Source organism: Streptomyces sp. NPDC104309 (assembly GCF_055584025.1).
This window is the reverse complement of record NZ_JBVJMV010000036.1, coordinates 19,816-44,380: the sequence shown is the minus strand read 5'-3', so window position 1 is coordinate 44,380 and position 24,565 is coordinate 19,816. Positions and strand designations below refer to the sequence as shown.

Genomic DNA, 24,565 nt, shown 5'->3' with positions numbered 1-24,565 from the left:
CTCCGATAGGACGGCGATAAGATACTTATAAACCAGGAGAACTGTGTTTTATTAGCGAAGGGATCGGCATCAATGGACATTCTGGGAACGGCAACGGTCAGCCAGAAGAAGGAACGGAAGAAGAAGCCCGACGAGGTTCTGGCCTCCGTGGTGAGAGAGACGGCGATCCCAGCAGCGGTCGAGCTGCTGCGGTCGAACACTCAGTTCGTCTTTCCCAGCGGTACGGCCTGGGTGATGCTCGTGCTCGCAGCCGACGAGATCGGTGGTCTGAGCAAGCGGCATGGCCGGGACGAGGCGAAGGGCTCGATCATCGAGCTCATCAGCTCCGACCAGATCCGCACGGTGGCCACGGCGGAGATGATCGAAGAAGAGGTCTTCGGCATCATCCCCACCGACGAGACTCTTGAGCGCATGGAGGAGTACTCGCTGCTCACCGGTGCCAAGTACGCCTGGGCCGTCGTGTGGCAGAAGCCCAGCGGCGATCTGCTCGTGGATCTGGTGAACGATGCGAGCTTCGTGCAGGCGCGCTCTGTCGCGGCCGGCACCACGAGCCTCGAAGAGGCCGTGGGCGAGAAGGCATGGGCGGAGCACAGCGGCCTGGTCGCCGAAGCTGGGGCCACTGGCTCTGCTTCCGTGGTCCTCGGGGAGGACGAGGGCGATGTGATCTTCGACGAGATCCCCGGCGACGAGGGTGCAGACGAGGGTCTGGATGACGAGCCGGTCTTCAGCAACGTCGTTGATGACGACGAAGGAGCGGATGCGCCCATGTTCGACGAGGACGACGCAGGCATCGCCGCTCCGGCCTTCGAGACGGACGATGACTACGAGATGGCCGGCTACGAGGGCTTCGAGGAGACCGACGCCGGCTACGGCGTCGAGGGCGACTACCAGGAGGCCGACGACACTGTGCTGCTGGCCGATCAGACCCAGGCGCGTGACGTCATCGCCCGCCGGTTCCTCTCCGAAGAGCTTGACCTGGACGTCCGGCTCGACGAGTTCAACGCGACCTTCGCCATCGGTGCACCGGTGGTGCAGATCGCTGTGCCTGAGGGAGCGACCGAGTGGCTTGGAGACCAGGTCGCCCAGTTCAACCGGCAGGCCAACGCGGATCTGACGCAGCTGCGCCACGCGCACGAGGACGAGCTGCGCACGTTCTACGTCAACCTCATGTCGGCGCACACTGAGCAGGTCATCCGCGATGTGGCCACCGATCGTGACGGTTCCCGGTACAAGCTGCTGAAGGACGCCGCCGAGGCTGAGCATCAGCAGCGCCAGACGGAGAAGGACGAGAAGATCCGGACCCGCCGGGCCGAGATCGCCAAGGACTATGAGGCGCAGGCCACCAAGGTGGCTCAGCAGGCGGCGCTCTCGGCGGAACTGCAGTACAAGGAGCGCAACCGCTCGAAGATGGAGCGCGAGCAGATCGACTCCGTCGCCGAGATCGAGCGGAACATCGAGGACACCCACGCGCACAACCAGCAGGAGATCCTGCGGGTCCGGCGCTCGGACGCGACGCTGAAGATGCAGACCGGACAGTCGCGGATCTTCGAGCTGCTGGCCGAACGGCAGTCGGAGTACCTGGCTGCCGAGGAAGAACGGCTGACCCAGTGGAAGTCCGAGATCCAACGGATGATCGACGACAACCGCAAGGCCGACATCGCTCAGTCCGAGGCCCTGGCCGAGCACCTGCGGACCACGGACGAGATCGGCGTCCTGCGCCGTGACCACGAGGCACGCCTGGAGTCGGTGCGCACAGAGCATGCCGACCGGACCCGCCGGATGGAAGACGAGCTGGAGCGCAACCGCAAGGATGCCATCACGCAGATGACGGCGCGCGACGCCGAGTGGCAGCACAACCTCGACCTGGAGAAGCAGAAGACCGACTCCCAGGCGGCGCGGGTCATCGATCTGCTCACGCAGCTGGAGACGATCGAGGACACGGTCAAGCGCCGCTACGAGGGTCAGATCGAGCAGCTGAAGGAAGCGCGCGACTCCTACTCGCTGGAGATGGCGCGGGCCTCGGAGGTGCAGAGCCGCTCGAACAAGATCCTCATCGTCATGATCGTCACGCTCTCGCTCCTGATGGGCGTGGCCGGCTTCATCGTCGGGGTGGTCTTGACCCGTTGAGCGATCCGGTCATGACCGACGGGGTGATCTGACGGCGCATGGGGCGCGTTCCCCATGCGCCGTCGTCGTTCGCGCACACAAGCGCACTGGACAGCAGAACAGCAGAACGAGCGAGGCTCGAGAGTAAGGAACCACGATGGCCATGAGCAGGCGGAAGGCAGCACGGCCGAAGGCGAGCAGCTGGGACAAGATCTCGGCGCGGACGCCCGACGAGACGCTGACGAACCGAGATGTCTACGACAACCAGCAGCTGGACCGCAGCAAGTTCCTGACCCTGAAGTCGACCAAACCGGGCATCATCGTCGCGGCGATCACCGGCGTGCTGGTGACGATCGTCGCCTGGGTCTGCTACTCGCTCATCGCCACGGCAGTGCTCTCGGCGGGCGCGTCCATGAACTCGGGCCTGCCCGGCAGCAACAGCGGCAAGCCGAGCACGTACTACGTCCAGGACACCACGACGGGTGCGGGCGGCTCGGTCGTGAAGTGCTACCGCCCCCTGACCCAGGACGGCAACCCGGACGTGAAGGCGAAGTGCTACTCCAGCGCCGAGGCTGTCCCGGTGCCCGGCTGGTACAGCGCAGCGAAGGACGGCAAGCCCAGCGCCGAGAAGCCGACCGAACCCAAGAAGAGTACGACGACGGTCGGTGAGCAGCTGGCTGACGTCTCGTGGTTCAAGCTCTTCATCACGTTCGGCTCGGGTCTGATGATCGCCCTCATCATCGGCACGTGGTTCTCGCGGAAGGTAGCCGCGGCGAACCTGATGAACACCACGAGCGACATCAACCAGTACCAGAACGATCAGCACATCGCCCTGCCGGAAGAAATCCAGCAGAACTACGACTGGTTCCCCGACGCCGGCGCTCACTCCAACGTGCAGGTCAGCTCGATGCTCAGCCACATGATGCTCCGGAAGAAGGGTCTGGGCACCGTCGAGGTCGCCCAGCGCGCGAAGAAGGACGTCATCGATCAGGACGGGAATCTCGTCTACTACGCCGGCGAGATCATGGACGACGACGAGGGCAATCCGCTGATGCAGACCCTGCCGATCATCGACGAGGACTTTGGCGACGCTCTGTTTGAGGCATCGGGACTCCCCGATGACAAGGCGCTGCGCCAGAAGTACGACACGACGCTGATCCCGTACAACCCTGACGGCAAGTACCGGGACAAGCTCGGGAAGTACGCGACCGTCGCCGAGTTGATCAAGAAGGACTGGGAGTTCCCGGCGTACGAGGCCCAGCGCCCGGCCGGGGCGTACGTGGTCGATACCGCGCCGGTGAACACCATGGTGCTGGCCATCACCCGAGCCGGTAAGGGCCAGACGTACATCGAGCCGACCATCGACATGTGGTCAAGGGAGAAGAAGCCTTCGAACATGGTCATCAACGATCCCAAAGGCGAACTGCTGGTGAAGAACTACGTGCCCCTGGTCACGCGTGGGTTCGAGCCGGTGCAGTTCAACCTGATCAACTCCATGAAGACCGACATCTACAACCCCCTGGGACTGGCGGCCGACGCAGCGCGCGAGGGCAACTTCACCAAATGCGCCCTGTATGTGGAGAACATCGCCGGCATCTTCTTCCCGCTCGACGGCGGCGAAGACCCGGTCTGGCCCAACGCCGCCAACAACGCCTTCAAGAGGGCGGCCTACGGACTCATCGACTTCTACCTGGAGGAGGAGCGGGAACTGCGCAACGCCGCCGCGGTGCTGAACATGGACCCGGCGCTGCTGGAACAGAAGCTCGACGACCTCTGGGGCAAGGTCACGCTCTACAACTGCTACCAGCTCTTCGTCCAGATGAGCTCGAAGAAGATCAAGAACCCCGAGGCCGAGCTGGAAAAGCGGGTCAAGGCCGGCGAGTTCGAGAACAACGAGGATGGCCTGGCCGAGGAGCAGGAGAAGGCAGCGGCCCAGGCCTTCATGTGGGAGGGCAAGGCCGATCAGGACATGCTCAGCCTGTACTTCAACGCGAGCGAGGAGCTGCCCCGCAACAACATGCGCACGCTGGTGGGCAACGCCCACAACGCGCTGCGCTCGATGGCCGGCGCGGAGAAGATGCTGGCCTCGGTGTACGGCATCGCGATCACCGCCATGTCGTTCTTCACCGACCCCACGATCTCAACGCTGACCTCGGGCAAGCCCTCGCAGAACACGGATCTCGCGGGCCTGTCGTTCCCGCGCCGGCTCGGCGTGCGCTTCGCGCCGAACTACGTCAAGCGCGACCACCTCGTCGGCCAGCAGGCCGTGTGGTCGGCCTACGCGGATCCGATGTTCACCGAGAACCTCGGCGAGGACTTCGAGCACGAAGAGATCGTCGGCCGCGAAGGCTGGGCCCGGTACAACTTCAAGGGCAAGTTCCCCACCGACGAGGCCTGGCTCAAGCTGGAGCTGGTCAACCCGCAGACGAAGATGCTGGTGCGCACCTTCTACTTCAGCTTCACGAAGAACTACCAGGTCTCGCTCAACGGCCGGCACTACGTGGTCGAGCCGGTGACGGGCAAGAAGATCGTGAAGAACGGCGTGATGCGTGAGCTGAAGCCGGTGCGTGAGGGTGGCACCCGGGACGGAAAGATCGTCTCCTTCCAGCCCGCAGACACGCTCTACCCGGATACGAAGCTCGACTTCTCCGGTGGCGGCAACCCGGAGAAGGTCTCGTACCAGGCCCGGGCGATCACGCAGACGCTGGCGCGGTACTCGGAGGCGACCAAGGCACTGTTCTTGGTCACTCCCCCGCACCTGATGAAGTACGCCAAGCTGATCCTGATCCTGGTCAAGCAGCTGTTCGATGTGAGCGCCGACCAGGCGTACATGACCAAGTCGAACCAGAAGCCGCTCTACCGCACGCGGTTCATGCTCGACGAGCTCGGCAACCTTCAGTCGGAAGGCAAGGGCATCGACGGCTTCGAGACGATGCTCTCCATCGGCTTGGGCCAGGAGCAGCAGTTCACGCTCATCCTGCAGACCCTGCAGCAGCTGCGTGACGTATACGGCGAGTCGGTCGACAAGATTGTCCAGGGAAATGCCGCCCCGCTTCACTCGCTTATCGCCACTCCGACTGGATGGAAGCGCATGGGCGACATTGAGGTCGGCGACGAGGTGCTCACGCCGTTCGGCACGGTCACCACGGTGACCGGGGTCTATCCGCGAGGTGTGCGTCCGGTCTATCGGCTCACCCTGCGTGACGGCTCTTCAGCCGAGTCGTGCAACGAGCACCTGTGGCCGATCGAGCGCTGGAAGTCCAGCGTGAAGTACGTGGGAGGTAAGACCGAGGACGGCAAGAGGGCGTACGTCGGCGGCAATGGCGGCAAGACCGCCGAGCGTGTCACCGAGATCGTCACCACGGAGGAGCTGAAGTCGCGCGTCGACAAGGGTCGTCAGGTCGACCTGCCTCGCATCATGCCGGTGGCCTACCCGGAGGCCGACCTTCCGATGGACCCATACGTCCTGGGTGTTCTCATCGGGGACGGTCATATCGGCAAGGGTGGTTTCTCCTGGCTCTCGTGTAACGACGAGGAGATCGTGGAGGAGATTCGTCGTCGCGGTTACACGGTCTCGGAGTACAAGGTCGAGGATGGGCACTGCCCGACGTACAGCGTCCTTGGGGTCAGCAAGTACCTGCGCGCGCTCGGCCTCGCGGGCAAGCGCTCGTGGGAGAAGTCGATCCCGGAGGCTTACCTGTTCGGCTCGGTCCAGCAGCGGACCGATCTGCTGCGCGGTCTCATGGACACCGACGGCACGATCAGCCGCAAGGGCGAGATGGAGTTCACCTCCGCGAGCAGCGAGCTGGCTGAGGACGTCCAGAAGCTCGTGCGCTCCTTGGGCGGTCGTGTGGCGATCAACGTCAAGACGAACGTCAAGTACACCTCGCCGAACCAGCCGACACCGAAGGAGGCCAGGGACGCCTACCGCGTGCAGAACATTCGGCTGCCCGAGATCAATTCCTTCCTGCTCTCGCGGAAGGCTGAGCGCTGGCGCGACCGTACCCGTGGATTCAACCGTGTCGTGAGCGTCGAGTACGTGCGTGACGAGGAGGTGCAGTGCATCCGCGTCGCCGATGAGCGCCGCCTGTACATCACGGACGACTTCATCCCGACGCACAACACTTCGAACATCGTCTTCCTGAAGTCCACGGACGACTCGATGATCGAGACGCTGGAGAAGATGAGCGGCAAGACGCACCGCTCGTACCGGGACAGCAAGCAGATCAGCCAGGATCTCGACAAGGTCATCGGCGGCAAGACCGAGGGGCGTGTCTCCTACACGATGAGCACCAAGGAGGAGCCGCTGATCAGCTACAACGACATGGCCTTCCTCTCGCCGCGCAACTCAATCGTCTTCCGGGCCGGCGACGCGCCGATCTGGAACCGCAACCAGACGATCCTGCCGATGTCGTTCCGGCTGCTGGGGAGCACGATCAAGCATCCGGGGCACACGTACTCGTTGCAGACGATCCCGACCCTGTCCAGCGCCATGGACTTCGATGTGCGGATGAACCAGCCCGACTTCGTGAAGATGCTGGAGAAGCGCATGGCTCAGGCGACCAAGGCCTCGGACGCGAAGGCGCAGTACAAGGAGATCTACGGCTACCAGGGGGTCGACATCGAGCGCCTGGACCCGGATGTCTACGCCGACGAGGTCATGGAGGTCATCACGACCATGACCGCGGTCGCCGAGGGCCATGACCCCAATGCTCCGGTGGTCGTAGACCCCGACGAGTACGAGGGAACGATGATGTTCGACGATGACCAGTTCTTCGAGAACGTCGAGGTCGGGGTTGCGGTCGCTGAAAGCCAGGCCGTCAACACGGAACGGCAGCGAATGCTCTATGCCGAGGGCACGGTCGGCAAGGAGATGCTGGTCAACCTCGACGGCTCGGCGAAGGTCAAGAGCCTGGACATCGAGATCGGCGAGGCCTACAAGTCGGCGCAGACCGAGCTGGAGCAGGACCGGGAGCACTTCTCGGTCGGCGGTGACGGCGAGCTGCGCAGCGCCGATGGGTCCCAGACGTACATCAGCCAGATCCGCTCGGACGCGTACGCCAATGCGGCCCGCCGGATCAACGGCCACGTGAACGACGAGGATTCAAGGATGTTCGCCGAGGAGGACGTCACCGAGGAGGACCTGAAGTCGCTGGCGACGGTGAAGGTCCACGCTGCGTTCTACCAGTACCTGGCCTCTCTGCCGAGCTGGGAGGTGCTGGCCGACGGCCGGTTCGACCGGGCCATGGCCATCGAGATGAACTCGAAGTAGTCGGCGGCCACTTGGGGCCAGCGAAGGATCGCGATCAGTGCCGGGGCCGTCTCTCGAATGAGGGGGACTACCCCGGCACTGGCCTTTCTGAATGGCCTCTCGCTTCCTTTCGATAAGCGGGGTAGGCTCTATACACACTTACGTAACCCCGAGCATCAACAGGAACTGATTTGGCTATGAAGAAGGCACACGGACTGCGCAGGTACTTCTACGAATACGTCTACTACAAGGCCGTCGAGGAGGCCCGGGATCAGACCGGGCAGGTCATTCCGATCTCTCAAGCCAAGGCGATCCGCGCCCGGGTCGATGCGATCCTGGGCCAGCGGGGCACCGGACTGGCCGACCCGCGACTCGGCGTCACGGACTGCCTTACTGCCATCGACCAGGCGTTCGCAGAGAAGGTGGCCGACTACGAGCCGCAGTTCGGTGACCATTCGGCACAGAACGAGCGCTACCAGCAGTCGCAGCGGGAGTTCACCCGTGTCACCGGTGTCGGTGCCCAGGTGGACCCGAAGTCGGCCCGGCTGCCGATCAGCCCCTACGACCCCCACTGGTCCGAGCGCTCGACAGTGAAGCGCGCCGGGACTGCGCTGGTGTACCTGCCGGACGAGACGATCGGACGCGTGGCCGGCGGTGAGGTGGAGACCCTGGCCGGCCCGCGGCGCGGAAACATGGTGCTCTGGCGCATCGACGACGATGGCAGGCCGTTCGAGGCGGGCCGCGCGATGACGAGCGACGACGCCGCCGGACTCACCGCGCTGATGGACAAGATGAGCCAGCGGGAATACGACCAGGTCCGCGAGTGGGTCATCGACGGCGGCCGGACCCCGCAGACGAACCACGTCGACCGCAACCGCTTCATGTCCCAGCGCGCCGTGGCGCGCTCGGCAGCACTGCTCGAAGAGCTCAAAGCTCAGGGTGTGTCCTACGAGGTGATGCGCGACCGCGAGCCGGGCCAGATCAAGGCGAGGATCGCCGGGACCGGCATGGAGATCCGCCTCATCGACACGCGTCAGGAGGAGTACGCCGGAGCCCGGATCTACGACAACGGCACCGTGCTGCGCTACTCGACGAACTACCGGGTCCCCGGCAGCATGGCCGTCTACTCCCCCTCGCCGGGGGAAGCTGTCCAGCTACTGCGCTTCGCCCAGGGCCATCGCGTCGAGCGCACGGATCTGCCGGGGCACGCCGCCGGCGAGACCGGCACGACGCACCAGGAGCGCAGCCGCAGCCGCACGGTGGTGAATGTGCCCGACAGCTACCACGTCGACCGCGAGTCGATGTTCGTGGTCGGCGACTACACGGCCCCCGGCGAGTCCGGCCCCCGGCCCGGAGCGAAGGTGATGCTGCGCCGGGACGCGAAGAACCGCTCGCTGCCGGCCTTCTTCATCGACGCCGAGCCGGCCGAGGCCTATGCGAAGGCCGCCGTCGAGAGTGCTCGGGCGAACCTACAGGCAGCCCTTGGCGTCGAGTACCTCATTGCTCGTGCCGAGGACGAGCTGGAGCGAACCGGCGGACAGCTGGATGCGATCGAGCCGCCGGAGTACTCGGCTGACGCCGAGGTCGCTGCGATTCAGCGCTCGTACTGGGACGTGCTCACCGGCGCGAACAGCGACCTGCTGCGCCCGGGCGCGACCGAAGAGATGTACCAGGAACGCCTAGAGGCGATCGGCGAGCTGCAGCCTGGGGAGGTGCCCGAGATGGGCAACCTCGTCTACAGCGGCACGGCCATCGAGAAGGTCCGGCAGCACGCCGATGACGTTCCCTTCGAGCTCATCGGGACCTGGGAGGCCCAGCCCCACCACATCGACGGCGAGTGGGTCGACCAGCGCTTCAACCCGGACCGGGTGGCACGGTACATGACCAGCCCCACCGGGCAGTGGTCGAACCTCGACAACCTCGCCTCGGCGCTACGTCGCTGCGGGATCTCCCCCGACGAGGTGATGGGCTCGACCTTCCAGACGACCCGGTTCAAGGACCGGCTCGTCCGCTTCAACGCCGAGCGCTCCGTACCGATCGCCGCTCACGAGTCTGCGTTCATGCGGCGCGTCGGGGGCACCGTGCGTGACAGCATCGAGCGCAACGCGGCGACGGTCTCCGAGATCCTGATCGACGAACAGGGCGTCATCCGCTGGAGCGGTGAGAAGCTGCGCCGTGACGGCAAGGGGAGCCCGGTCTCGGGTGAGATCGGTCAGGTCTTCGATATCGGCGAGTACGGCGAGGTCACCACCGCCTTCGCCAGCGGGAGCAACGCCCTGGTCGTGCCGGGCTACGAGGCCACGATCACGGCCCAGGCTCCGGGCGAGGCCCCGACCTCGGTCGAGGAACGCACCCGCCTGCGCGGCTACGAGCAGCTCATGCACGAGCGCATCCAGTACCAGATCGCCGGCGACCTCATCTCCGGACGCAGCGAGACCGGCGAGCCCTCCTCGCTCAACGCGGTCTACTCACAGCTGTACGGCACGAAGCACCCGGTCGACTTCATCGAGCGCGCCACCACGTACCGGCTCGACGAGTCCACCGGCGAGCTCAAGGGGCACCTGGAGGAGTGGACGGCCGCGATCCTGCAGACCGAGGCGCGCCGTGTGCGCTACTCCAACGAGATCAAGGCAGGCTCGACAATCTACGCCGAGTACCGGGCCCAGCGCGACCGGACTGACCCGGCTGACGACAACCGCTTCGACGCCTGGCGGCTCACCGGCGGACGGAACATGACGGTGCTCACCGGCAAGGACCGGAACAACGTCGTCGCGCCCCGCGGCTACTTCGACCCGGTGATGACCGGGGGCGCGACCAACCAGGGCATCGTGCGGTACCTGACGGCTCAGGCCCGGGTCGGCGCCGACGGCCGGATCGTGCCGGGCGACGAGAGCGTGGCCGGACAGCGTGCGCCGCTCATGGCTCTTCCCGAGCTCGAAACGCTGCAGTACGACCCGTTCGACCGCCAGCAGATGACGGCCTCGACGATCATGCAGTCCTCTGAGGTCACCGCGCCCGCGAAGACGGCCCTGATGACCTTCGGCGGCTGGACGGCCGACGATCCGATCGTGGTGTCGAAGGAGTTCGCGGGGCGCCACCGCATCCGCGGGGCCGGCGGCCGGGAGCGCGATCTCGTCGTGGGCGACAAGATCTCGGATCTGCACGGCAACAAGGGCGTGATCTCGCTGATCGTCGACTGGGAGATGCCGCTGCAGGACGCGCAGGAGCAGGATGTCGTCGAGGAGGTCAACTGGTTCCGGGCCAACCCGGGCCTGGACGTGGTGATGAGCCCGTTCAGCCTGATCTCCCGGCGCAACGCGGGCTCGGCGCGCGAGCTGATGAGCGGGAACGTCTCCGACCTGCGCTCCCCCAACGGGGGACTGCGGCCGAGTGCCCTGGGCGAGATGCGCTTCGTGGTCACCCATATGGCCGTCGACGAGAAGACGAAGATCTACGACGACCAGCAGGTGCGTGCCGGAAAGGGCCGTAAAGCCTCCTCCCAGCTGGCCTGGGCGCTGCAGTCCCAGGACTGCCTGGCGATCATGCGCGAGTTCTACGGCCACAACAGCGGACCCGAATCGAACCTGCGCGAGTACCTGCTGGTGACCGGCATGGACATGGAGGCTGACGGCACACTGCGGGTGATCGGCCAGGCCGAAGGCCTCGACGAGCGCCCCGAGCGCCGGTTCATCCCGATGCCCGGGCTGCTGCGCACCCAGCCGCGCAAGGCGGGCCAGCTCCCGGGACTCAACACCACGGCGATGCGCAAATCCTTCGGCGCCCTCATCGGCGACCGCGGCGGCGACATGGAGATCCCATTCCCGCTCACCTATCCGACCGGGGAACAGACCGAGACGGTGAGCGCGAGCTCGTGGAAGCTGCCGGTGATGTCCTCGCATCTGCGCAGCGGCCAGGAGTTCGAGGACGGGTCCTCCGTCACGCACGACCACACCCGCAGCTACCAGGACGTCTTCGTCGATGCCTGCCGCTACCGCTACATGGCAGAGCAGCTCGCCGGGCAGGGCCTGTCCGCGGAGAAGCGCGCCGAGGTGCGCCAGGGTATGAGTGAGTTGGTCTCGCGCGCTCAGCGCGCCTTCGAGTCGCTCACGACCGACGTACAGAACCGGGTGCTGACAGGCAAGAACAACATCTTCAAGACCGGGCTGATGGCCTCGCGGCTCACCGACTCGGCGACGATGGTGTGGACCTCCGACCCGCGGCTGGACGTCGACCAGATTGCGCTCAGCTCGGTCAAGGCCGAGCAGCTGGGGCTGGCCGAGGGCGACCACGCGCTGGTGTGGCGTGACCCGGTGCTCCGCGACGCCGGCGTGCGCTACATGCGGGTAGCGATCGACGACCGGCTCACCGGTGCCGCGATCAACCCGGTGATGGACGCCTGCTTCGACGGCGACTTCGACGGCGACGCCGTCGCCGTGGTGAAGCTGCACAGCGAAGCCGCCAAGGCCGAGGCCCTGGCGAAGCTCTCGGTGCCGGCCAACCTGCTGGACACCGGAGTGGTCAAGGGCGACGGCACGCACCCGCTGGCCATGCAGGTGTCGCTGGACACCCAGGTCGCGCTCTCCAAGGACACCGGACTGGCAGAGGAGCTGGAGAGTTCGCGGAGCGAGTCGAACCGGATCAGGCTGCAGGCGCTCACGGGCACAGAGTCGCCTGAAGACATCAAGCTCGCCCAGCAGGTCGTGACGGAGGAGCTGAGCGGGCTGTACCGCCAGGCGCAGCGTGGTGAGCTCGGTGCGGCACTGACGTTCTCGGATCGCGAGGCACACCTGAAGAGCGTGCGCGAGGTCTGCGTCGAGACCGGCGCCAAGGGGAGCGAGAAGAAGCTCGGCGACTACGCCCGCAACCTGGGCGATGCACACGGCACACCCGGCATCACGCAGGCAGACCAGGAAGCCTCGATGTTCGCCACGGCGATCAAGGCCCACGGCACCGGCCTGGGCGGATCGTTCAGCCAGCGGGCCGTACGCGCGCTGCGCGGCGAGGACCTCAAGGCCGTCCTGGAGGTCACCTACCCGGTCACCCAGTCGATCCTGCAGGCCAAGCACGACGCCGCCGAGGCCCGGCACAAGTACGCGATGCTCCAGGGCCCCGGCCGCGATCTCTGGAGGGGCCGCAGCATCGAGCACGTCGGACCGGGCCAGTGGCGCACGCCACTGCTCGACGGTGAGCCCGTCCAGGCCACGGCTGAGGAGTGGGAGAAGCAGTTCATTGAGTTCTACGAGTCCAAGGAGGGCTTCGGTGTCACGGTCAACCCTGACTACGTGGCCCGCGTGGCCAGTGCTCTGGAAGACCCGAAGACCGGGCTCATCCGCAACCTGGAAGAGGACCCGTCGCTGGCCGGCACCGTGATGGACCGCATGGCCTACGGCGGTGACTTCGAGGCGCTCGTGCAGGCGGCCAAGAACCGCGAGAGCGTCTACGACGGCGAGAAGAACGCGCAGTTCGCCTCCTCCGGGACCCGGAAGGCCCGGGCAGAGATCTGCCGGCAGCTCGATCAGCTGGGCTCCGCCGAGGCGCACAGCCTGGACAGCGCCGTGATCGCTGTCGACGACTCGGTGGTCAAGCCCGACGTGATTTTCCAGGACCGCACCCGCGGTTCGCACCGTCGCTCGGCGCATGCCGTGGGCGTGGGCGCGTCGCACCCGGTCTACACGCCGAGCATCGAGATCGAACAGCGGGGCAACGACGACTACGAGATGGGGTACTGAGATGGCACAGCGCAAGGACCTCAGCGCGGGGCCTGCGGGCCGCCGGCGGGCGACCAAGGAGCTTCCGGTGGACGACCATCGGCAGCAGGCCGACGAGCCGAAGGGCGGCGCCTATGCCTACTGGGACTCGCGTTCCGACGAGCCGATTGACGCCGAGGTGATCGACGAACCGGGATCGGAGGATGACGCCTCGCGGGCATGGCGCGAGCGGCTCCGGGACCGCACCCGTGGGTTCTTCGGCCAGAAGACCCGGGAGCGGATGGCCGATCGGGATGCGGATTACCGGATCGACATCGACCTGACTGAGAATGAGAGCGAGGGCCTGGACCAGCGCGAACAGCTGCTCAAGCTCCGGGCGGAGACGCGGCTGGCCGGCGAGAAGTACATGGCCTCGCTGCGGGACTCGAAGTTGCTGGTGCCCGGTTTCAATGACGAGGAGCGGACGCAGGAGCTCGGCGTCATGCACCACGTCTACATGCAGATGATGATGCAGTCGTGTCTCAAGCCGCTCTCGCGCGGAGTCAATGCCAACTCGGTCGTCCAGGCCGTCGGGATGGTGATGGCGATGCGGATGCTCGCCCCGGACTTCAAGAAGGAGATGGACAGCTACCTTCAGCCCCTCAAGGACAAGATCCAGGAACGCATCGACACCCGGACCCACGGCATGGTCGCTTCTGCCGAGAGCGGCATCGCGCACCGGCAGCGGATCTTCAAGGACGTGCCAAGCGAGGCCAGGCGTGAGCGCCTCATTGGCAGCACCGATCCGCTTGACCATCTGACGAAGAAGTGGCAGAAACGCTTCGACGCCATGCAGCATCGCAAGCGGGGCCACCGCGAGATGTACACCCCAGACTCGGCGGCCATGACCGAGGTCGCGCTCATGGAGAATGCCTTCTGGAAGATGCGTGAGCCGGGCGCGGATGCTGGCTTGATCCGTGACAGCTACCAGGCGATGCGCAAGCGGCTGCACGAGCAGATGAGCGAAGACGGCTTGGAGCGTCAGGAGGTCGTTCAGCGTGCGCGGATGATCATCGGCGAACGGATGGAATACGAGCCCGAACTGCGCACGATGTTCAACGGCGTGGCCCACGGCCGGATCGTCAAGGCCTCCGCGCACGAGGAACGGATCGCAGGCTCGGAGAAGGTCCGCACGGTCTGGAGTGGGGAGTTCGACGACCAGCTCGGCCAGCGCCTGCCCAAGGACGGGATGTTCACGCTGCGCCGGCCCATGGACGCCGATGCTCATCAGGTGCAGCTCGCCGAGACGATGAAGACCTCGATGCTCGACGCGCTGGGCCGCGATGACGAGGAGGACTACGGGGGCAACATGCTGGGTTACCTGGTCGGCTTCGCGGCACAGAAGCAGGGTCTGGACACCAGCGGGCTGCCCGACATGCTCCAGCATCGCCTGGACCAGTCCGAGGTGATGATCGCGAGCATGGACATCGATGGCCTCTCGTCTGAAGAGCAGCAGCGGGTCTACTCCAATGCCTACGTCGACGCGATGGAGGCCGTGAACGAGAAGTACCCGGATCTGGAGGCCGAGTTGAAGCGGAGCCTCGGGGAGAACTGGCATCAGACGTTGCAGACGGCGGTCGACGACCCGGGTGCCTTCTTCGAGGAGCAGCGGCTCAAGCCGCGGTCGCGCCCCACGGGCCCGTCGTCCGAGCGGGAGGCCGGCCCGCAGAACGACGGCCCGAACGCTGAGGCCGATTCCGAGGACTACCAGCCCGCCTGAGGGCGATCCGAGAACACGAACAAGGAGCAGGAGGAAGGGCCATGAGCCAGGAACAGAATGAGGGACAGCAGATCAGGTTCGGATCGCGTCTCGCGCAGATGTTCGGCTACGTCACGCCGGAGGACCGGAGCCGATGGGAGCAGCAGCGAGCGCAGAACAAGCCGAACATCAACGCGACCAAGCAGGGCACGAAGTCATTGCTGGGCTCGATGATGGAGTTCGGGGAGCGCAACATCGGCGCGAAGCTCGACGCGGCCCACCGCGTGGCGGCGCAGCAGCGGTTCGAAGAGTCCCACGACAAGATCGTGAACCAGCGCCGCGACCCGAACACGCGGAACATCATCGAGTCGGTCGACTACGAGCCCAAGGACGACCGGGAGGAGATCGAGCCGGATCTGGAGCTCTAGTCGAATGGGCCACGACAAGCGAAGCGAGCGTTATTCGATAAGCCCTCCCCTCCTTCTCGACTCGTAACTATCTTCGATAGACTGGTTTCTAAGCGAAACCGCGGCATGAAGGACGACAGGACAGGGTGTGGGTATGGAGACGACGACGAATCCGCGTGTCAGTAAGCGCGAGTTCATTTCTCGGGTCGCGACTCGCAGCGAGTTGCCGGTCCGAGTGGTGAACAAGGTGTACAAGTCGTTGCTCGGTGAACTCACGGGGGCGGTCAGTTGCGGAGAGACGGTCGTGCTCACGAGCTTCGGCCGCTTCTACCGACAGGACCACAAGGGTCACAAGGTGCGCTTCGGCAAGAGCAACGTCGACGACTACGTGGTGCTGAAGTTCTCCGCGTCGAGCAGCTTCAACCGCCGGCTCGGAGGCGACGGGGACGAGATCGCACCGGAGACCTACGGGATGATCGAGGATGCGGACGAGTTCGAGAACGTCATTGAGGATCGCGAGCAGCGGGCCGCGTCGTAGGCAACGAGGGGCCAGCAGAAAAAAGAGAACCCCCGTGATGCTTGCGCATCACGGGGGTTGGTTCTCTCATGGCGGGACGAGCCCAGGCGCAAGGCTCAGTCGTCGGCGATGCGAAGATCAGAATGAGCACGATGACCGGGACGAGGAGTACGCCGGCCCCGGCGCGAAGGTGTTCCCATCCCAGCGGCGAGTTGGTCCAGCCCATACACCGGAGCAAGCAGATCAGCGTGGAAGACGACATGGAGGATTCCGTAGGCCATGCCGAGCGCGATCGCCAGTCCGATATTGGGTCGCACGAGGGGTGCGGAACGAAGGATGATCCGCCGACGGCGATTCGCCGCCTGCGCTGGACTGGGGTTCAGCATCAGGAGCAACTGCCTGAATCACTGGACTGTAGCCGCATATCCTCATCATCTCGCTCTTATCGAATCGTCGTTGCTTCCATTCTGCGAGAGGGCCTGGCTGATGAACAGAATCATTCACTCGATCAGGAGGTCAGGCTCATCCGAGGAAGGCGTTTCGAAGCTGCTGGTCGAGCGCTGCTGAGATCGTGAGGGATCCGCGATCGGTTCACGCTGTGCAGCCAGCTCGGCGAGGGTGACGCCTATGGGGCGACCTAAACGCTGGCCGGCGATTCGATACACCTTACTGTCCTGCCGAGCGCCGATCGCGACGATCTCGCGGCGGGTGATCCCGTCAGGGCGGTTCGGTCTGATGTCCCGGGAGACGATCCGCAGCGGCGGTTTCTCGTAGGGATCGGCTCCGATGTAGGTCGTGTCGCAGTCGGAGAGATCGGCGAAGTGCGGGTTGCAGTCGAGCGGCTTCGTCGGATGGCGACGCCCGTTCAGCCGGTGCAGCATCACGATGGTCGCTTCCAGCAGCGCCTCCTCCTTCCCGTGCGGGTTCTTGAGGGCTCGCTGATTGAGCTGCTGAAGGTCGGCGCGACCCCCAGGACTCAGATGGACCTTGATCCGGAGACTATTCGCCATCGTCGAGCACCCTGCGGATTATCGACTGGGCCGGTCCTCCGAGCTCGTCACCGAGTTCTTCCAAGGTCATGCCCGGCTCGCCGGAGGCGTCAGACTCCTCGATACGGCGGGAGAGTTCGGTCTGGAACGCCGTCTCTTTGCGGACATGGGTCGCGTGGTCGTACTTCATGAGGCGCATGAAGGCGGCAAAGGGGATGATCACGGCTTCGGGCTTGTTGTTGTCGCCGAAGATCAGCGGCGTGTTCTCCCCGCGGCGATAGAGGTTCAGCATCGTGCCGAGGTCCTCGCACCTGAGCCGGTTGGTCGGGACGACGTTGACGGAGAACTTCGGGAGGTCGGTGTCGGCGGTCTTGTCGTTGTGAGTCATAGCTTCAGCCTAATCAGTCGAGATTAGATTGTCATCGACTCGCATACGACCGAGTTTGCCGAGTCGATAGGGAATCAAATGGTGGATCGCTCCGTCTCTGAGAGCTAGGACAGGCGAGGAGAAAAGAACAGGCCCGTGCCCTCAGCCCGCGCGGTGCGGAGCCGAAGACACGAGCCTGGGTGGCTGCACGGTCGCAGCCCAGAAGTCTCCGTCGTCGACCTGCAGGCAGACGATGCAGAGAGAGCGCCACAGGGCCACCACTCGGTCACGGCCGTCCAGGGCCAGGCGGACGTCGTAGAGGTCACGGATGTGGGTGTTGAACAGTTCGCGCTTGACGGCGGTGATCGGGGCATATGTCCCCCTGGCCACGCATCAGCAGCGGAGCATCCTCCGTCCGCTCCCCCCAGGTGCTGGCTTAGCCGGCCTTGGGTCGCACCGCGGACGCTGTAGCCCCGGTCGTCGTGCTCGGGCCGACCCGGGCAGAGGATGATGCTGGCGGGGTTGGCGTACCGGTGGGGCAGTCCCCGGACCGGCTGGTCGACGACAGCGCGCCCGAGTAGCCCGCGGCCTGACCGTCAGGAGTGGAGTTCCCTGGTCGCGTTGGACGGCTGAACGCCCTTCAGCACGGCCAGCTCCCGCCGCGCCTCCACCAGCTTGGCCAGGTACACCGCGGCCTGTTCCTTCCAGTCCGGGGCCGCCCCAGCCCGTATACGGCCGGTCATGAACCGGTCCCAGCCTTCCAGGGCGTACTCGAGGTTCCGGATACGGGCGCGTAGACCGTCTGGGTCGCGGTCCTGCCGTAGCTCGGCGACCTCGGCTTCCAGGCGGCGCATGTCGGCCGCTGTACGGACCTTCTGGCGTTCCCTGCCCTTCTCGTAGCCGCGGGTGAAGGCTTCCCGGCGTTCCTCGCGGGGGCGCTCCTCGATCCATGTGGCGAGGGCTGCGGCCGCGTCCCGATGTTCTTGGGCCCGCTCAGGGTCTTCCTTCTCCGGTTCGTCCAGGGAGCAGTAGTCGTACTCGCGGGCGAGCTGGTCGGCCAGGCGCTGCTCTCGGGTCGGCTGGTCGGTCATGAATGGTCAGTCTCCCTCGATGTGCTGGTGTGCGTCGCGGTGCTGTCCGCACGGGACTCCGAAGTCCTCCGCCTGGCAGGCTCCGGGGCCCTCGTACGCGTGGTGCCCGATCGTGGCAACGCTGATGGTCTCTTGGCCGGCGAGTGGCGCTGGAGTCGGCTTGGACAGATTGGTCTGTAGGGCGTCCAGGCGGTCGCGCACAGCCGTCTCGGTCACCGCTCGTTCTCCTTCCCCTCGATGGCGTCGAGCGTCGGGCAGGGGTGCGGGATGAACGCTACCCATTCCTCCGTCTTCGGGCCTGTACGGCGGCATACGGAGCACTCGCCGCACCAGGTCTGTCCCATGTGCTGAACGGGCGTGTGGAGTTCCGTGACGCGCTTCTTCGCGTCCTCCCAGGTGCCAGCGCAGACGTGCAGGGCCTCGACGGCGAGGAAGCGGCACTTGCGGAGGGTCTTGATGACGGCGGAGATGTCGACTTGGTCCAAGGGGCGGTCCAGGGCCGACCAGACAACGAACTCGATGGAGTCGTCCGGGTAGGCCTGGTCGGCGAGGTCTTTGCGGGCGCGTTCGGCTTCCTTCTGCCACGCGGCGGCGAGCTTCTCCATGGCGGCCAGTTGGGGCTCGGCGTCGGCCAGCTTGGCTTGGCGGGCCTGCTCCAGTTCGCGGGTGAGCCGTGCGATGTCCGCTTCCATCTCGGTGACACGGTCGTCCAGCCCGGCCAGGCGTGCCCGACCGGACTTGGTGCAGGCCTTGGAGGCGAAGTGTTCCGCTTCTTCAGCCCAGTCGATGAGGTTCGGCCAGGGCAGGTCGGGTGCGGCTTTGAGGACGCGGGCGAGTTCGCTCCGCCAGCGCTCCAGCTGTTCCTCTGGCGTCTGCTCGGTCACTGAGAGTTGGCCTCCTTGATCTGCTCGGCCACCTTGATGGCGTTGGCTACCCACCACCGCAGTTGTCCGGCACGGATGGTCTGGTCGGTGGGAATCCCGTGCTCGCGGGCGATGTCCCACAGGCCTTGGTCTCCGGCGCAGTCGTCGTCGTGAATGTGCCCCTCGTCAGGGTTCTCGCAGTTCCAGCCGACGAGGACGGCCCACAGCCAGGCATCCAGCTTGTCGGCGGCCCAGTCTCGGGAGTCGGTGGTGATACGGCTGCGCAGCGCCTCAAGGGAGGTTCGCGCGCCCAGGAGGGCGGGGACGGCGGCCGTGTAGCCAAGCATGCAGGCTCGGGCGGTCTCTCGGGTCTCCTCCCGGTCGGCTTCGGCGTCCCACAGCCGGTCGTACAGCTCGGCGAGCGTCGCCTCGGTGTGCTCGGCGAGGGGGATGCGGTGCTCGGGGCCCGTCTGCGGGGGCGCGGCCGGGAGCTTGCCGGTCTCGGTGAGGAGGTGCTCCTCCCACAGGACGCGCAGGAGCGCGTAGTAGCGCACGGGCGGTGCCGTCCAGCCGCATGGGCAGGCAGCGCTCCACCGGTCGTTGGGGAGCTGGAGACGCTGCGGCAGGTGCGCGGTGACGACGTCCTTGTGGTCGGGACAGACGTGGCCACCACCGCTTACGATGCTGCCGGTACCCAGGGTGGCCCAGCCCTTCCCGGACCACTCGGGGCGTGGGGGCGGGTCGCCAGCCATGCAGGAGAAGGCGTCGTACTGGCGTAGGCAGCCGGGGAAGAAGCAGGTCCGCAGGGACGGGGCATTGGTGTAGGCGTCGATGCGGGCGTACAAGCCCTCGAGGTCGTCTTCCGTCAGCTCGGTGAGCGGTACGCGCTCTTCATGGATCACGGGGCGGTCCTCTCGGTGGCGTGCTCGTAGTCGTGGCGGGCTTCGCTGTCGTCGGCCTCTGTCTCGCAGGTGGCGCAGGTGCCCGGGGTGACGGGGTCGTCGCCAGGCTGGTGTGCATCCTTCGGGTGCCCGCACTCAGCGCACGGCGCATGTGCGCGCCGTCAGAGGGGCCCGAAACTGCACTGGTGGCAGTGACCTGCACCGAGGAGCCGCAGTCGCACATGTGGTCGCCGTGCCAGAGGGATCCGTCGCAGTTGCGTTCCCAGTCGATGGTGACGGGGATCGGGTTCATGTAGACGAGGTCCTGCCAGTCGCCCCAGCCATGCGGGGGCTGCTTCCCGCAGGCAGCGTGGACGAGGACGGCCTGTCCTTCTTCGATCTCAAGGAGGTACTGGTTGTCGCCGGGCGCGCACTGGCATCCGGTGTCGTCGAAGTCCGGGTTCTCGGAGACCGGTTCGTCGGCGGGCTGGAAGTTCAGGGTGGTCATCGGGTGACCCTCTCGGGGTGGGCTGTGTACTCCATGAGCACGCGCGCGTGACATTGGTCGGGGTCGCCGGGTTCGGGGAGCGGACACCAGCAGGAAAGGTCGCGGCCGGCCAGTTCCCGGCGCGCGGCGGTGGCGAGGCCGGGCTGGCTGGAGAACCACGCGCGGTACCAGTCGACGGCCACACGGCGGGCGTCGGTCGGGTTGTCGGCGGTGTAGATGATGCCGCCGTCGGGGTTGATGACGGTGTGGTGGAGGGCGTGTCCGACGACCTTGTAGGGATTGCCCCAGCGGCTGCCGCGTCCGCCGGGGTGCGCTGTGGCCGGCGCCGCGCAGCACGTGCACCGTGTCGATGACGGGCGGGTTGGGCAGGTTCCAGATCACCCGGCGTTAGTCGTGATGGCCCCGCAGTAGCGTGCCGTCGTCGAACACATGCTTGGCCATCATTCCGTCGATGTCGACGATGACGGCCCGGGCCTTGTATGGCGTCTCGGTAGTCGTGAGTGCGTTCATAACTGGTGTGCCTCTCCTGGTCGAGATCGGTGCTTCAGCTGACGACGGGAGCGTGGACGAGCTGGCCGTCCACGATGATCCAGTTGTGGCGGTCGACCAGGCTGTGCTCGTCGGAGGCGACGAAGTCGGCGTCGAACAGCTCGTCGGGGGCGGTGAGTTCAGGCATCAGTGGGCTCCTCTCGGCTGGTAGCGGGCCCCGACAACGCTGGGGCATCGAGTGACGAGGCTTCGATGGAGGGCTCGGCACCGGTCAGCCGGACAACCTCCAAGGCGTGGGCCTCGATGTCGGCGCGGACCTGGGCGACGACTGCTCACCGGCCTCCACGAGCGAGTCGACGGTGAACTGGGCGTTGTTGCCCGCGCCCGCGACAGCGTTCTCCAGTGCGTTGAGCGCTTCCTTGGTGGCTCTCACGCCCTTCTTCTCGTGGATTGCTTCGTGCAGTGCCGCTGTGGCGGTCTTGACGCGGGCGTACATCCGGTCGGTGGCCTCCCGGACCTCCCGCAGGTTCTCGGCGGTGCGGGGCTGATGCGGGATCTCGGGCAGGAAGGCGTCGCGCTCAGTACTCCGGATGGTCACCGGCACGCCACTGCCGAGACCCATGGAGGACACGAGCGAGCCCCACTGCGCGAGGCTCATCTCGATCTCGACGAGCTCCCGGCCCGGATGGACCCAGTCGTGGTTGAGGTCACGCTTGCGTACGGCCTCGCGGACGGAGAGCGAGACGGTCTCGTTGTGGAGCAGGTCGGACTGGAACAGCGAACGACCCCCTCCGCTCCGTCGCGTGACAACCGCGACGCCAAAGGCGGGGTGGATCTCACCGCCGTCCTCCGCGTCGATCGCTGGTTCCTGGGCCGGACGGCGGCTCATGCCGGCATCACCTCAGACGCCTCGATCTGCTGGGCCTGGTGCCCTCGGTAGGACCTCAGGGCCAGCACGATGCAGTAGCAGGTGAAGATGCCACCCATGCCGGCGTCCCAGAACGACGAGTCGCGCAGCGGCCGCAGAGGGCCGTGCGGTCGTGCGGGCTTGATGTCGATTCGCTCGGTCATGCTCACTCCTCGGTGGCGTATTCGATGACGATGGCGTCGTCGCGGACGTGGAAGCGGAGGGCATCTCCGGGGATCGGCTCTGTACTGGCGAGCTCGCACGTCTCCCGGTAGGCGTCGGCGGCCACGGCCCACGCTTTGCTGATCTCCTCCGCTGCGGCGCCCCAAGGTTCGGGGGCGGGAATGATCCAGCGGTGCACACTGCGGGTGACCGTCTCGAACGTGAAGTCAGCCACGAGCCACCGCTACCTCGGACGGGGCTTCCACGATCACGTCAATGTGGGTGAGGTGGATGCCGCCCGTGTAGCCCTCGACGGACACCACGGGGGCGCCGTGGCCGAGCGTCCAGGCCGGAGTACGCGTGACGGTCGTCAGGGCGCGGCACAGGTCCGCGTCGGCCTCTTCCACGAAACGACCGTCCGCCTGCCGCTTCCGGACCGCGACCGCGAGCGGGTCCTCCAGGCGGACACCGGGGTACGCGACCACCGGCGTACCGATCGGGTACAGGGCGTTCCACTGCTCGGCGTTCACCGGTTGCCCTCCTCGTTGTCGGCTGGCGGCCGGTGCGGGATGTCGATCCCTTCGCCCAGGGCAGGCTTGTTGTAGGAGGCGAGGACTGCTTGCCACTTGCGCCGGAAGCGGGCGGCCTGGACGAGCGACCACGCAGTGGTCACGATCTGCGCGCACACCAGGCCCGTCATCGGCGACGGTGTCTCGCCCGCGGCCACGAGCCAGATGCCGGTCACGACCAGGGCTCCAGCCACGCCGCTCAGGAAGGCTTGGGCGAGCAGCCGGAGGAGCGAGAAGCACGTCACGACGCCTCCTCTCCAGCTACCGAGACATCGCGGTGGCCAGCCGAGAGGTGGGGATCCCCGTCGACGTACATGGCCAGGAAGCTGTCGTCGAGCGGATCGACGGCGTGCTTCTCGGTGAACTCGGCCTGGTATTCGCGGGGATCGCGACCTCCGGGGTGGTTGCGCACCTTGCCGATGGTGTCGGCGATCCATGCGAGGGTGTGTTCACCAGGCCAGTCCGGCGAGGTGCCAAGGCCGAGCGCGATCGCGTCGACTACGTCGGTGTCGGTGAGGGGCGTGTGGTCCCCGCTGCCGTTCGCGCGCGAGAGCGGCAACTCGTGGTCCGGGATGAAGCCCATGGCCACCAGCACGCTCTCGGGCAACTTGTAGGCGTTCCAGATCGCGCTGGTCGCATCCGTGGGGCTGTCGCCGTTGGAGAGTCCGCCTGAGAGCCTGTCGGGTGGCTGATCATGCGTGATGCGTGACGGTCGTGATCTGCCTTCCGGGCATGGCGACGGCCCCGGAATGATCACGTGGTGTGTGCCAGTGCGACAACTCCGAGGCCGTCAGCGGCCCATGCTATCCGTCCAGCCTGACCGATGAGATGTGGGAGATCATCCAGCCGCTCCTTCCCGCGCGTGACCTGCGAAAAGGCGGCGGGATGCGCAAGTACGGAGACCGGTTGGTGCTCGACTCGGTGTTCTACGTGCTGCGGTCGGGCTGCCAGTGGCGGATGCTTCCGCGCGATCTGATGCCCTGGGACGCGGCCCACCGCTGGTTCACCAAGTGGCGCCGGGACGGCACCTGGGACCGCGTCCACGGCGAGCTCCGCCGCCAGGTCCGGGTCGGGGCCGGACGCGATCCCGAACCGTCGGCCGCCGTGATCGACGCCCAGTCGATCAAGACCAGCGAGGGCGGCGAGGCGCGTGGGTTCGATGCGGGCAAGCGAACGACAGGGCGGAAGAGACACGTGATCGTGGACACGATGGGCCTGCTGCTGGTCGTCGCGGTCACCTCCGCGTCCGTGCAGGACCGGGCCGGAGGCCGCATCGTCCTGGCCCGTCTCGCGAAGGGATTCCGCACGGTCAGTCTGGTGTGGGCCGACGGCGGATACGCCAACTCCGTTGATTCCAAGCTTCTTTCATGGGCCCGGGATGCGTTGAACATCGTTGTCGAGATCGTGAAGCGGACCGACGACGTCAAGGGCTTCAAGGTCCTGCCCCGCCGCTGGGTGGTGGAGCGAAGTTTCGGCTGGCTGGTCCGAAACCGTCGGCTGGCCCGCGACTACGAACGGCTGACCGCAACCTCCGAGGCCATGATCAAGGTGGCAATGATCCGCTTGATGCTCGTCCGGCTCGCCGGGCAGTCCTTGCGGTGGAGCCATGAATCCCACCGCAAGACCGCACGAGCCCACACCGTCGAGGACTACATCGCAGCGTAATCAACCGGCCACCCGACAGGCTCTGAGATGTAGATCCTGTAGTCGGCGATGGTGAGGAAGGTCGTCTCTCGGGAGTCGAGGGCCATTTCGAGGTTGCCGATGATGGCGAGACCGGTACGCCGGGCGTACTCGATGAGCACTTCGCCGTCCTTGTCGACGAGGTCGGACTCGTCGTCCAGATCCGGCAGCAGCTCCGTCAGCTCGTCCTTGGGCTCATCGAAGCTGAAGAGCGAGGCGTCTGTGACCTCTTCGAGCAGCTGACGGCCGCGGTCGAAGTTCGGCGGCTCGGTGCGGGCGGCCGGGAAAGCGATGGTGGCGGTGAGCATGCTCGCGCCCATGGTGATCTA

24 protein-coding genes and 1 pseudogene are annotated in these 24,565 nt (G+C 66.1%); 7 read left to right on the top strand and 18 right to left on the bottom strand.

Annotated elements, in window-relative coordinates:
• Positions 1 to 72: 72 nt before the first annotated feature.
• From ACZ68L_RS35350 to ACZ68L_RS35325, 6 genes are all read left to right on the top strand, one after another.
• Complete coding sequence (locus ACZ68L_RS35350) at positions 73 to 2,127, top strand: hypothetical protein (RefSeq protein WP_469585612.1); 2,055 nt, start codon at positions 73 to 75, stop codon at positions 2,125 to 2,127.
• 142 nt (positions 2,128 to 2,269) lie between these two features.
• A complete protein-coding gene (locus ACZ68L_RS35345) occupies positions 2,270 to 7,378 on the top strand; it encodes a type IV secretory system conjugative DNA transfer family protein (RefSeq protein WP_469585609.1) in 5,109 nt (1,702 codons plus the stop codon).
• A gap of 176 nt (positions 7,379 to 7,554) precedes the next feature.
• Positions 7,555 to 13,086: a hypothetical protein gene (locus tag ACZ68L_RS35340; RefSeq protein ID WP_469585606.1), complete on the top strand. Its 5,532-nt coding sequence runs from the start codon at positions 7,555 to 7,557 to the stop codon at positions 13,084 to 13,086.
• A gap of 1 nt (position 13,087) precedes the next feature.
• The gene (locus tag ACZ68L_RS35335; RefSeq protein ID WP_469585604.1) at positions 13,088 to 14,824 is read left to right on the top strand and encodes a hypothetical protein; all 1,737 of its coding nucleotides are present in this window, start codon (positions 13,088 to 13,090) and stop codon (positions 14,822 to 14,824) included.
• Between the two features lie 41 nt (positions 14,825 to 14,865).
• Positions 14,866 to 15,231: a hypothetical protein gene (locus tag ACZ68L_RS35330; protein WP_469585601.1), complete on the top strand. Its 366-nt coding sequence runs from the start codon at positions 14,866 to 14,868 to the stop codon at positions 15,229 to 15,231.
• 133 nt (positions 15,232 to 15,364) lie between these two features.
• Positions 15,365 to 15,748 (top strand): HU family DNA-binding protein, encoded by a 384-nt coding sequence (locus tag ACZ68L_RS35325; RefSeq protein ID WP_469585598.1) that lies wholly within the window; start codon positions 15,365 to 15,367, stop codon positions 15,746 to 15,748.
• 479 nt (positions 15,749 to 16,227) lie between these two features.
• Here the strand turns inward: ACZ68L_RS35325 and ACZ68L_RS35320 are convergent, their stop codons facing one another.
• The 17 genes and pseudogenes from ACZ68L_RS35320 to ACZ68L_RS35240 form a co-directional block, all read right to left on the bottom strand.
• Positions 16,228 to 16,737 (bottom strand): hypothetical protein, encoded by a 510-nt coding sequence (locus ACZ68L_RS35320; protein WP_469585596.1) that lies wholly within the window; start codon positions 16,735 to 16,737, stop codon positions 16,228 to 16,230.
• Positions 16,727 to 17,104 carry a hypothetical protein gene (locus tag ACZ68L_RS35315; RefSeq protein WP_469585594.1) on the bottom strand — a complete coding sequence of 126 codons (378 nt, stop codon included), beginning with the start codon at positions 17,102 to 17,104 and terminating at the stop codon, positions 16,727 to 16,729. Before ACZ68L_RS35315 ends, ACZ68L_RS35320 begins: the two co-directional genes overlap by 11 nt.
• A 141-nt stretch (positions 17,105 to 17,245) precedes the next feature.
• Positions 17,246 to 17,473, bottom strand: a complete 228-nt coding sequence (locus ACZ68L_RS35310; RefSeq protein ID WP_469585592.1) for a phosphatase domain-containing protein — start codon at positions 17,471 to 17,473, stop codon at positions 17,246 to 17,248.
• A 206-nt stretch (positions 17,474 to 17,679) separates the two neighbouring features.
• The gene (locus ACZ68L_RS35305; RefSeq protein WP_469585589.1) at positions 17,680 to 18,174 is read right to left on the bottom strand and encodes a hypothetical protein; all 495 of its coding nucleotides are present in this window, start codon (positions 18,172 to 18,174) and stop codon (positions 17,680 to 17,682) included.
• Between the two features lie 6 nt (positions 18,175 to 18,180).
• On the bottom strand, positions 18,181 to 18,390 hold the full coding sequence (locus ACZ68L_RS35300) for a hypothetical protein (protein ID WP_469585587.1): 210 nt from the start codon (positions 18,388 to 18,390) through the stop codon (positions 18,181 to 18,183).
• A complete protein-coding gene (locus ACZ68L_RS35295; RefSeq protein WP_469585584.1) occupies positions 18,387 to 19,058 on the bottom strand; it encodes a hypothetical protein in 672 nt (223 codons plus the stop codon). Before ACZ68L_RS35295 ends, ACZ68L_RS35300 begins: the two co-directional genes overlap by 4 nt.
• Positions 19,055 to 19,939 (bottom strand): hypothetical protein, encoded by an 885-nt coding sequence (locus tag ACZ68L_RS35290; RefSeq protein WP_469585582.1) that lies wholly within the window; start codon positions 19,937 to 19,939, stop codon positions 19,055 to 19,057. Before ACZ68L_RS35290 ends, ACZ68L_RS35295 begins: the two co-directional genes overlap by 4 nt.
• Positions 19,929 to 20,426, bottom strand: a complete 498-nt coding sequence (locus ACZ68L_RS35285) for a hypothetical protein (RefSeq protein ID WP_469585580.1) — start codon at positions 20,424 to 20,426, stop codon at positions 19,929 to 19,931. The genes ACZ68L_RS35290 and ACZ68L_RS35285 overlap by 11 nt, the downstream gene beginning before the upstream one ends.
• Positions 20,423 to 20,716, bottom strand: a pseudogene (locus ACZ68L_RS35280) (DUF4326 domain-containing protein); the annotation flags it as partial. The pseudogene ACZ68L_RS35280 and the gene ACZ68L_RS35285, both read right to left, overlap by 4 nt.
• 97 nt (positions 20,717 to 20,813) lie before the next feature.
• On the bottom strand, positions 20,814 to 20,936 hold the full coding sequence (locus ACZ68L_RS35275) for a hypothetical protein (RefSeq protein WP_469585578.1): 123 nt from the start codon (positions 20,934 to 20,936) through the stop codon (positions 20,814 to 20,816).
• 34 nt (positions 20,937 to 20,970) lie between these two features.
• Positions 20,971 to 21,102, bottom strand: coding sequence for a hypothetical protein (locus tag ACZ68L_RS35270; RefSeq protein ID WP_469585576.1), 132 nt, complete (start codon positions 21,100 to 21,102; stop codon positions 20,971 to 20,973).
• Positions 21,103 to 21,186: 84 nt separating this feature from the next.
• Positions 21,187 to 21,804 (bottom strand): hypothetical protein, encoded by a 618-nt coding sequence (locus ACZ68L_RS35265; RefSeq protein WP_469585574.1) that lies wholly within the window; start codon positions 21,802 to 21,804, stop codon positions 21,187 to 21,189.
• Positions 21,801 to 21,986, bottom strand: a complete 186-nt coding sequence (locus ACZ68L_RS35260; protein WP_469585573.1) for a hypothetical protein — start codon at positions 21,984 to 21,986, stop codon at positions 21,801 to 21,803. The genes ACZ68L_RS35265 and ACZ68L_RS35260 overlap by 4 nt, the downstream gene beginning before the upstream one ends.
• Positions 21,987 to 21,988: 2 nt before the next feature.
• Complete coding sequence (locus tag ACZ68L_RS35255) at positions 21,989 to 22,219, bottom strand: hypothetical protein (RefSeq protein WP_469585570.1); 231 nt, start codon at positions 22,217 to 22,219, stop codon at positions 21,989 to 21,991.
• The gene (locus tag ACZ68L_RS35250) at positions 22,212 to 22,514 is read right to left on the bottom strand and encodes a hypothetical protein (RefSeq protein ID WP_469585568.1); all 303 of its coding nucleotides are present in this window, start codon (positions 22,512 to 22,514) and stop codon (positions 22,212 to 22,214) included. Before ACZ68L_RS35250 ends, ACZ68L_RS35255 begins: the two co-directional genes overlap by 8 nt.
• Positions 22,511 to 22,798 carry a hypothetical protein gene (locus ACZ68L_RS35245; protein ID WP_469585566.1) on the bottom strand — a complete coding sequence of 96 codons (288 nt, stop codon included), beginning with the start codon at positions 22,796 to 22,798 and terminating at the stop codon, positions 22,511 to 22,513. Before ACZ68L_RS35245 ends, ACZ68L_RS35250 begins: the two co-directional genes overlap by 4 nt.
• Positions 22,795 to 23,310 (bottom strand): hypothetical protein, encoded by a 516-nt coding sequence (locus ACZ68L_RS35240; protein ID WP_469585565.1) that lies wholly within the window; start codon positions 23,308 to 23,310, stop codon positions 22,795 to 22,797. The genes ACZ68L_RS35245 and ACZ68L_RS35240 overlap by 4 nt, the downstream gene beginning before the upstream one ends.
• Before the next feature lie 5 nt (positions 23,311 to 23,315).
• Here ACZ68L_RS35240 and ACZ68L_RS35235 point away from each other — a divergent pair, with 5 nt between their 5' ends.
• Complete coding sequence (locus ACZ68L_RS35235) at positions 23,316 to 24,218, top strand: IS5 family transposase (RefSeq protein WP_469585563.1); 903 nt, start codon at positions 23,316 to 23,318, stop codon at positions 24,216 to 24,218.
• Here ACZ68L_RS35235 and ACZ68L_RS35230 read toward each other — a convergent pair.
• Positions 24,203 to 24,556 carry a hypothetical protein gene (locus tag ACZ68L_RS35230; protein WP_469585560.1) on the bottom strand — a complete coding sequence of 118 codons (354 nt, stop codon included), beginning with the start codon at positions 24,554 to 24,556 and terminating at the stop codon, positions 24,203 to 24,205. The genes ACZ68L_RS35235 and ACZ68L_RS35230 overlap by 16 nt on opposite strands.
• Between the last annotated feature and the right edge of the window lie 9 nt (positions 24,557 to 24,565).

What these genes read in the sequence shown, in the direction of transcription:
- ACZ68L_RS35350 (WP_469585612.1), top strand. Translation starts at nt 73, where the DNA reads ATGGACATTCTGGGAACGGCAACGGTCAGCCAGAAGAAGGAACGGAAG.
- ACZ68L_RS35345 (WP_469585609.1), top strand. Translation starts at nt 2,270, where the DNA reads ATGAGCAGGCGGAAGGCAGCACGGCCGAAGGCGAGCAGCTGGGACAAG.
- ACZ68L_RS35340 (WP_469585606.1), top strand. Translation starts at nt 7,555, where the DNA reads ATGAAGAAGGCACACGGACTGCGCAGGTACTTCTACGAATACGTCTAC.
- ACZ68L_RS35335 (WP_469585604.1), top strand. Translation starts at nt 13,088, where the DNA reads ATGGCACAGCGCAAGGACCTCAGCGCGGGGCCTGCGGGCCGCCGGCGG.
- ACZ68L_RS35330 (WP_469585601.1), top strand. Translation starts at nt 14,866, where the DNA reads ATGAGCCAGGAACAGAATGAGGGACAGCAGATCAGGTTCGGATCGCGT.
- ACZ68L_RS35325 (WP_469585598.1), top strand. Translation starts at nt 15,365, where the DNA reads ATGGAGACGACGACGAATCCGCGTGTCAGTAAGCGCGAGTTCATTTCT.
- ACZ68L_RS35320 (WP_469585596.1), bottom strand. Translation starts at nt 16,737, where the DNA reads ATGGCGAATAGTCTCCGGATCAAGGTCCATCTGAGTCCTGGGGGTCGC.
- ACZ68L_RS35315 (WP_469585594.1), bottom strand. Translation starts at nt 17,104, where the DNA reads ATGACTCACAACGACAAGACCGCCGACACCGACCTCCCGAAGTTCTCC.
- ACZ68L_RS35305 (WP_469585589.1), bottom strand. Translation starts at nt 18,174, where the DNA reads ATGACCGACCAGCCGACCCGAGAGCAGCGCCTGGCCGACCAGCTCGCC.
- ACZ68L_RS35285 (WP_469585580.1), bottom strand. Translation starts at nt 20,426, where the DNA reads ATGACCACCCTGAACTTCCAGCCCGCCGACGAACCGGTCTCCGAGAAC.
- ACZ68L_RS35275 (WP_469585578.1), bottom strand. Translation starts at nt 20,936, where the DNA reads ATGAACGCACTCACGACTACCGAGACGCCATACAAGGCCCGGGCCGTC.
- ACZ68L_RS35270 (WP_469585576.1), bottom strand. Translation starts at nt 21,102, where the DNA reads ATGCCTGAACTCACCGCCCCCGACGAGCTGTTCGACGCCGACTTCGTC.
- ACZ68L_RS35265 (WP_469585574.1), bottom strand. Translation starts at nt 21,804, where the DNA reads ATGAGCCGCCGTCCGGCCCAGGAACCAGCGATCGACGCGGAGGACGGC.
- ACZ68L_RS35260 (WP_469585573.1), bottom strand. Translation starts at nt 21,986, where the DNA reads ATGACCGAGCGAATCGACATCAAGCCCGCACGACCGCACGGCCCTCTG.
- ACZ68L_RS35230 (WP_469585560.1), bottom strand. Translation starts at nt 24,556, where the DNA reads ATGGGCGCGAGCATGCTCACCGCCACCATCGCTTTCCCGGCCGCCCGC.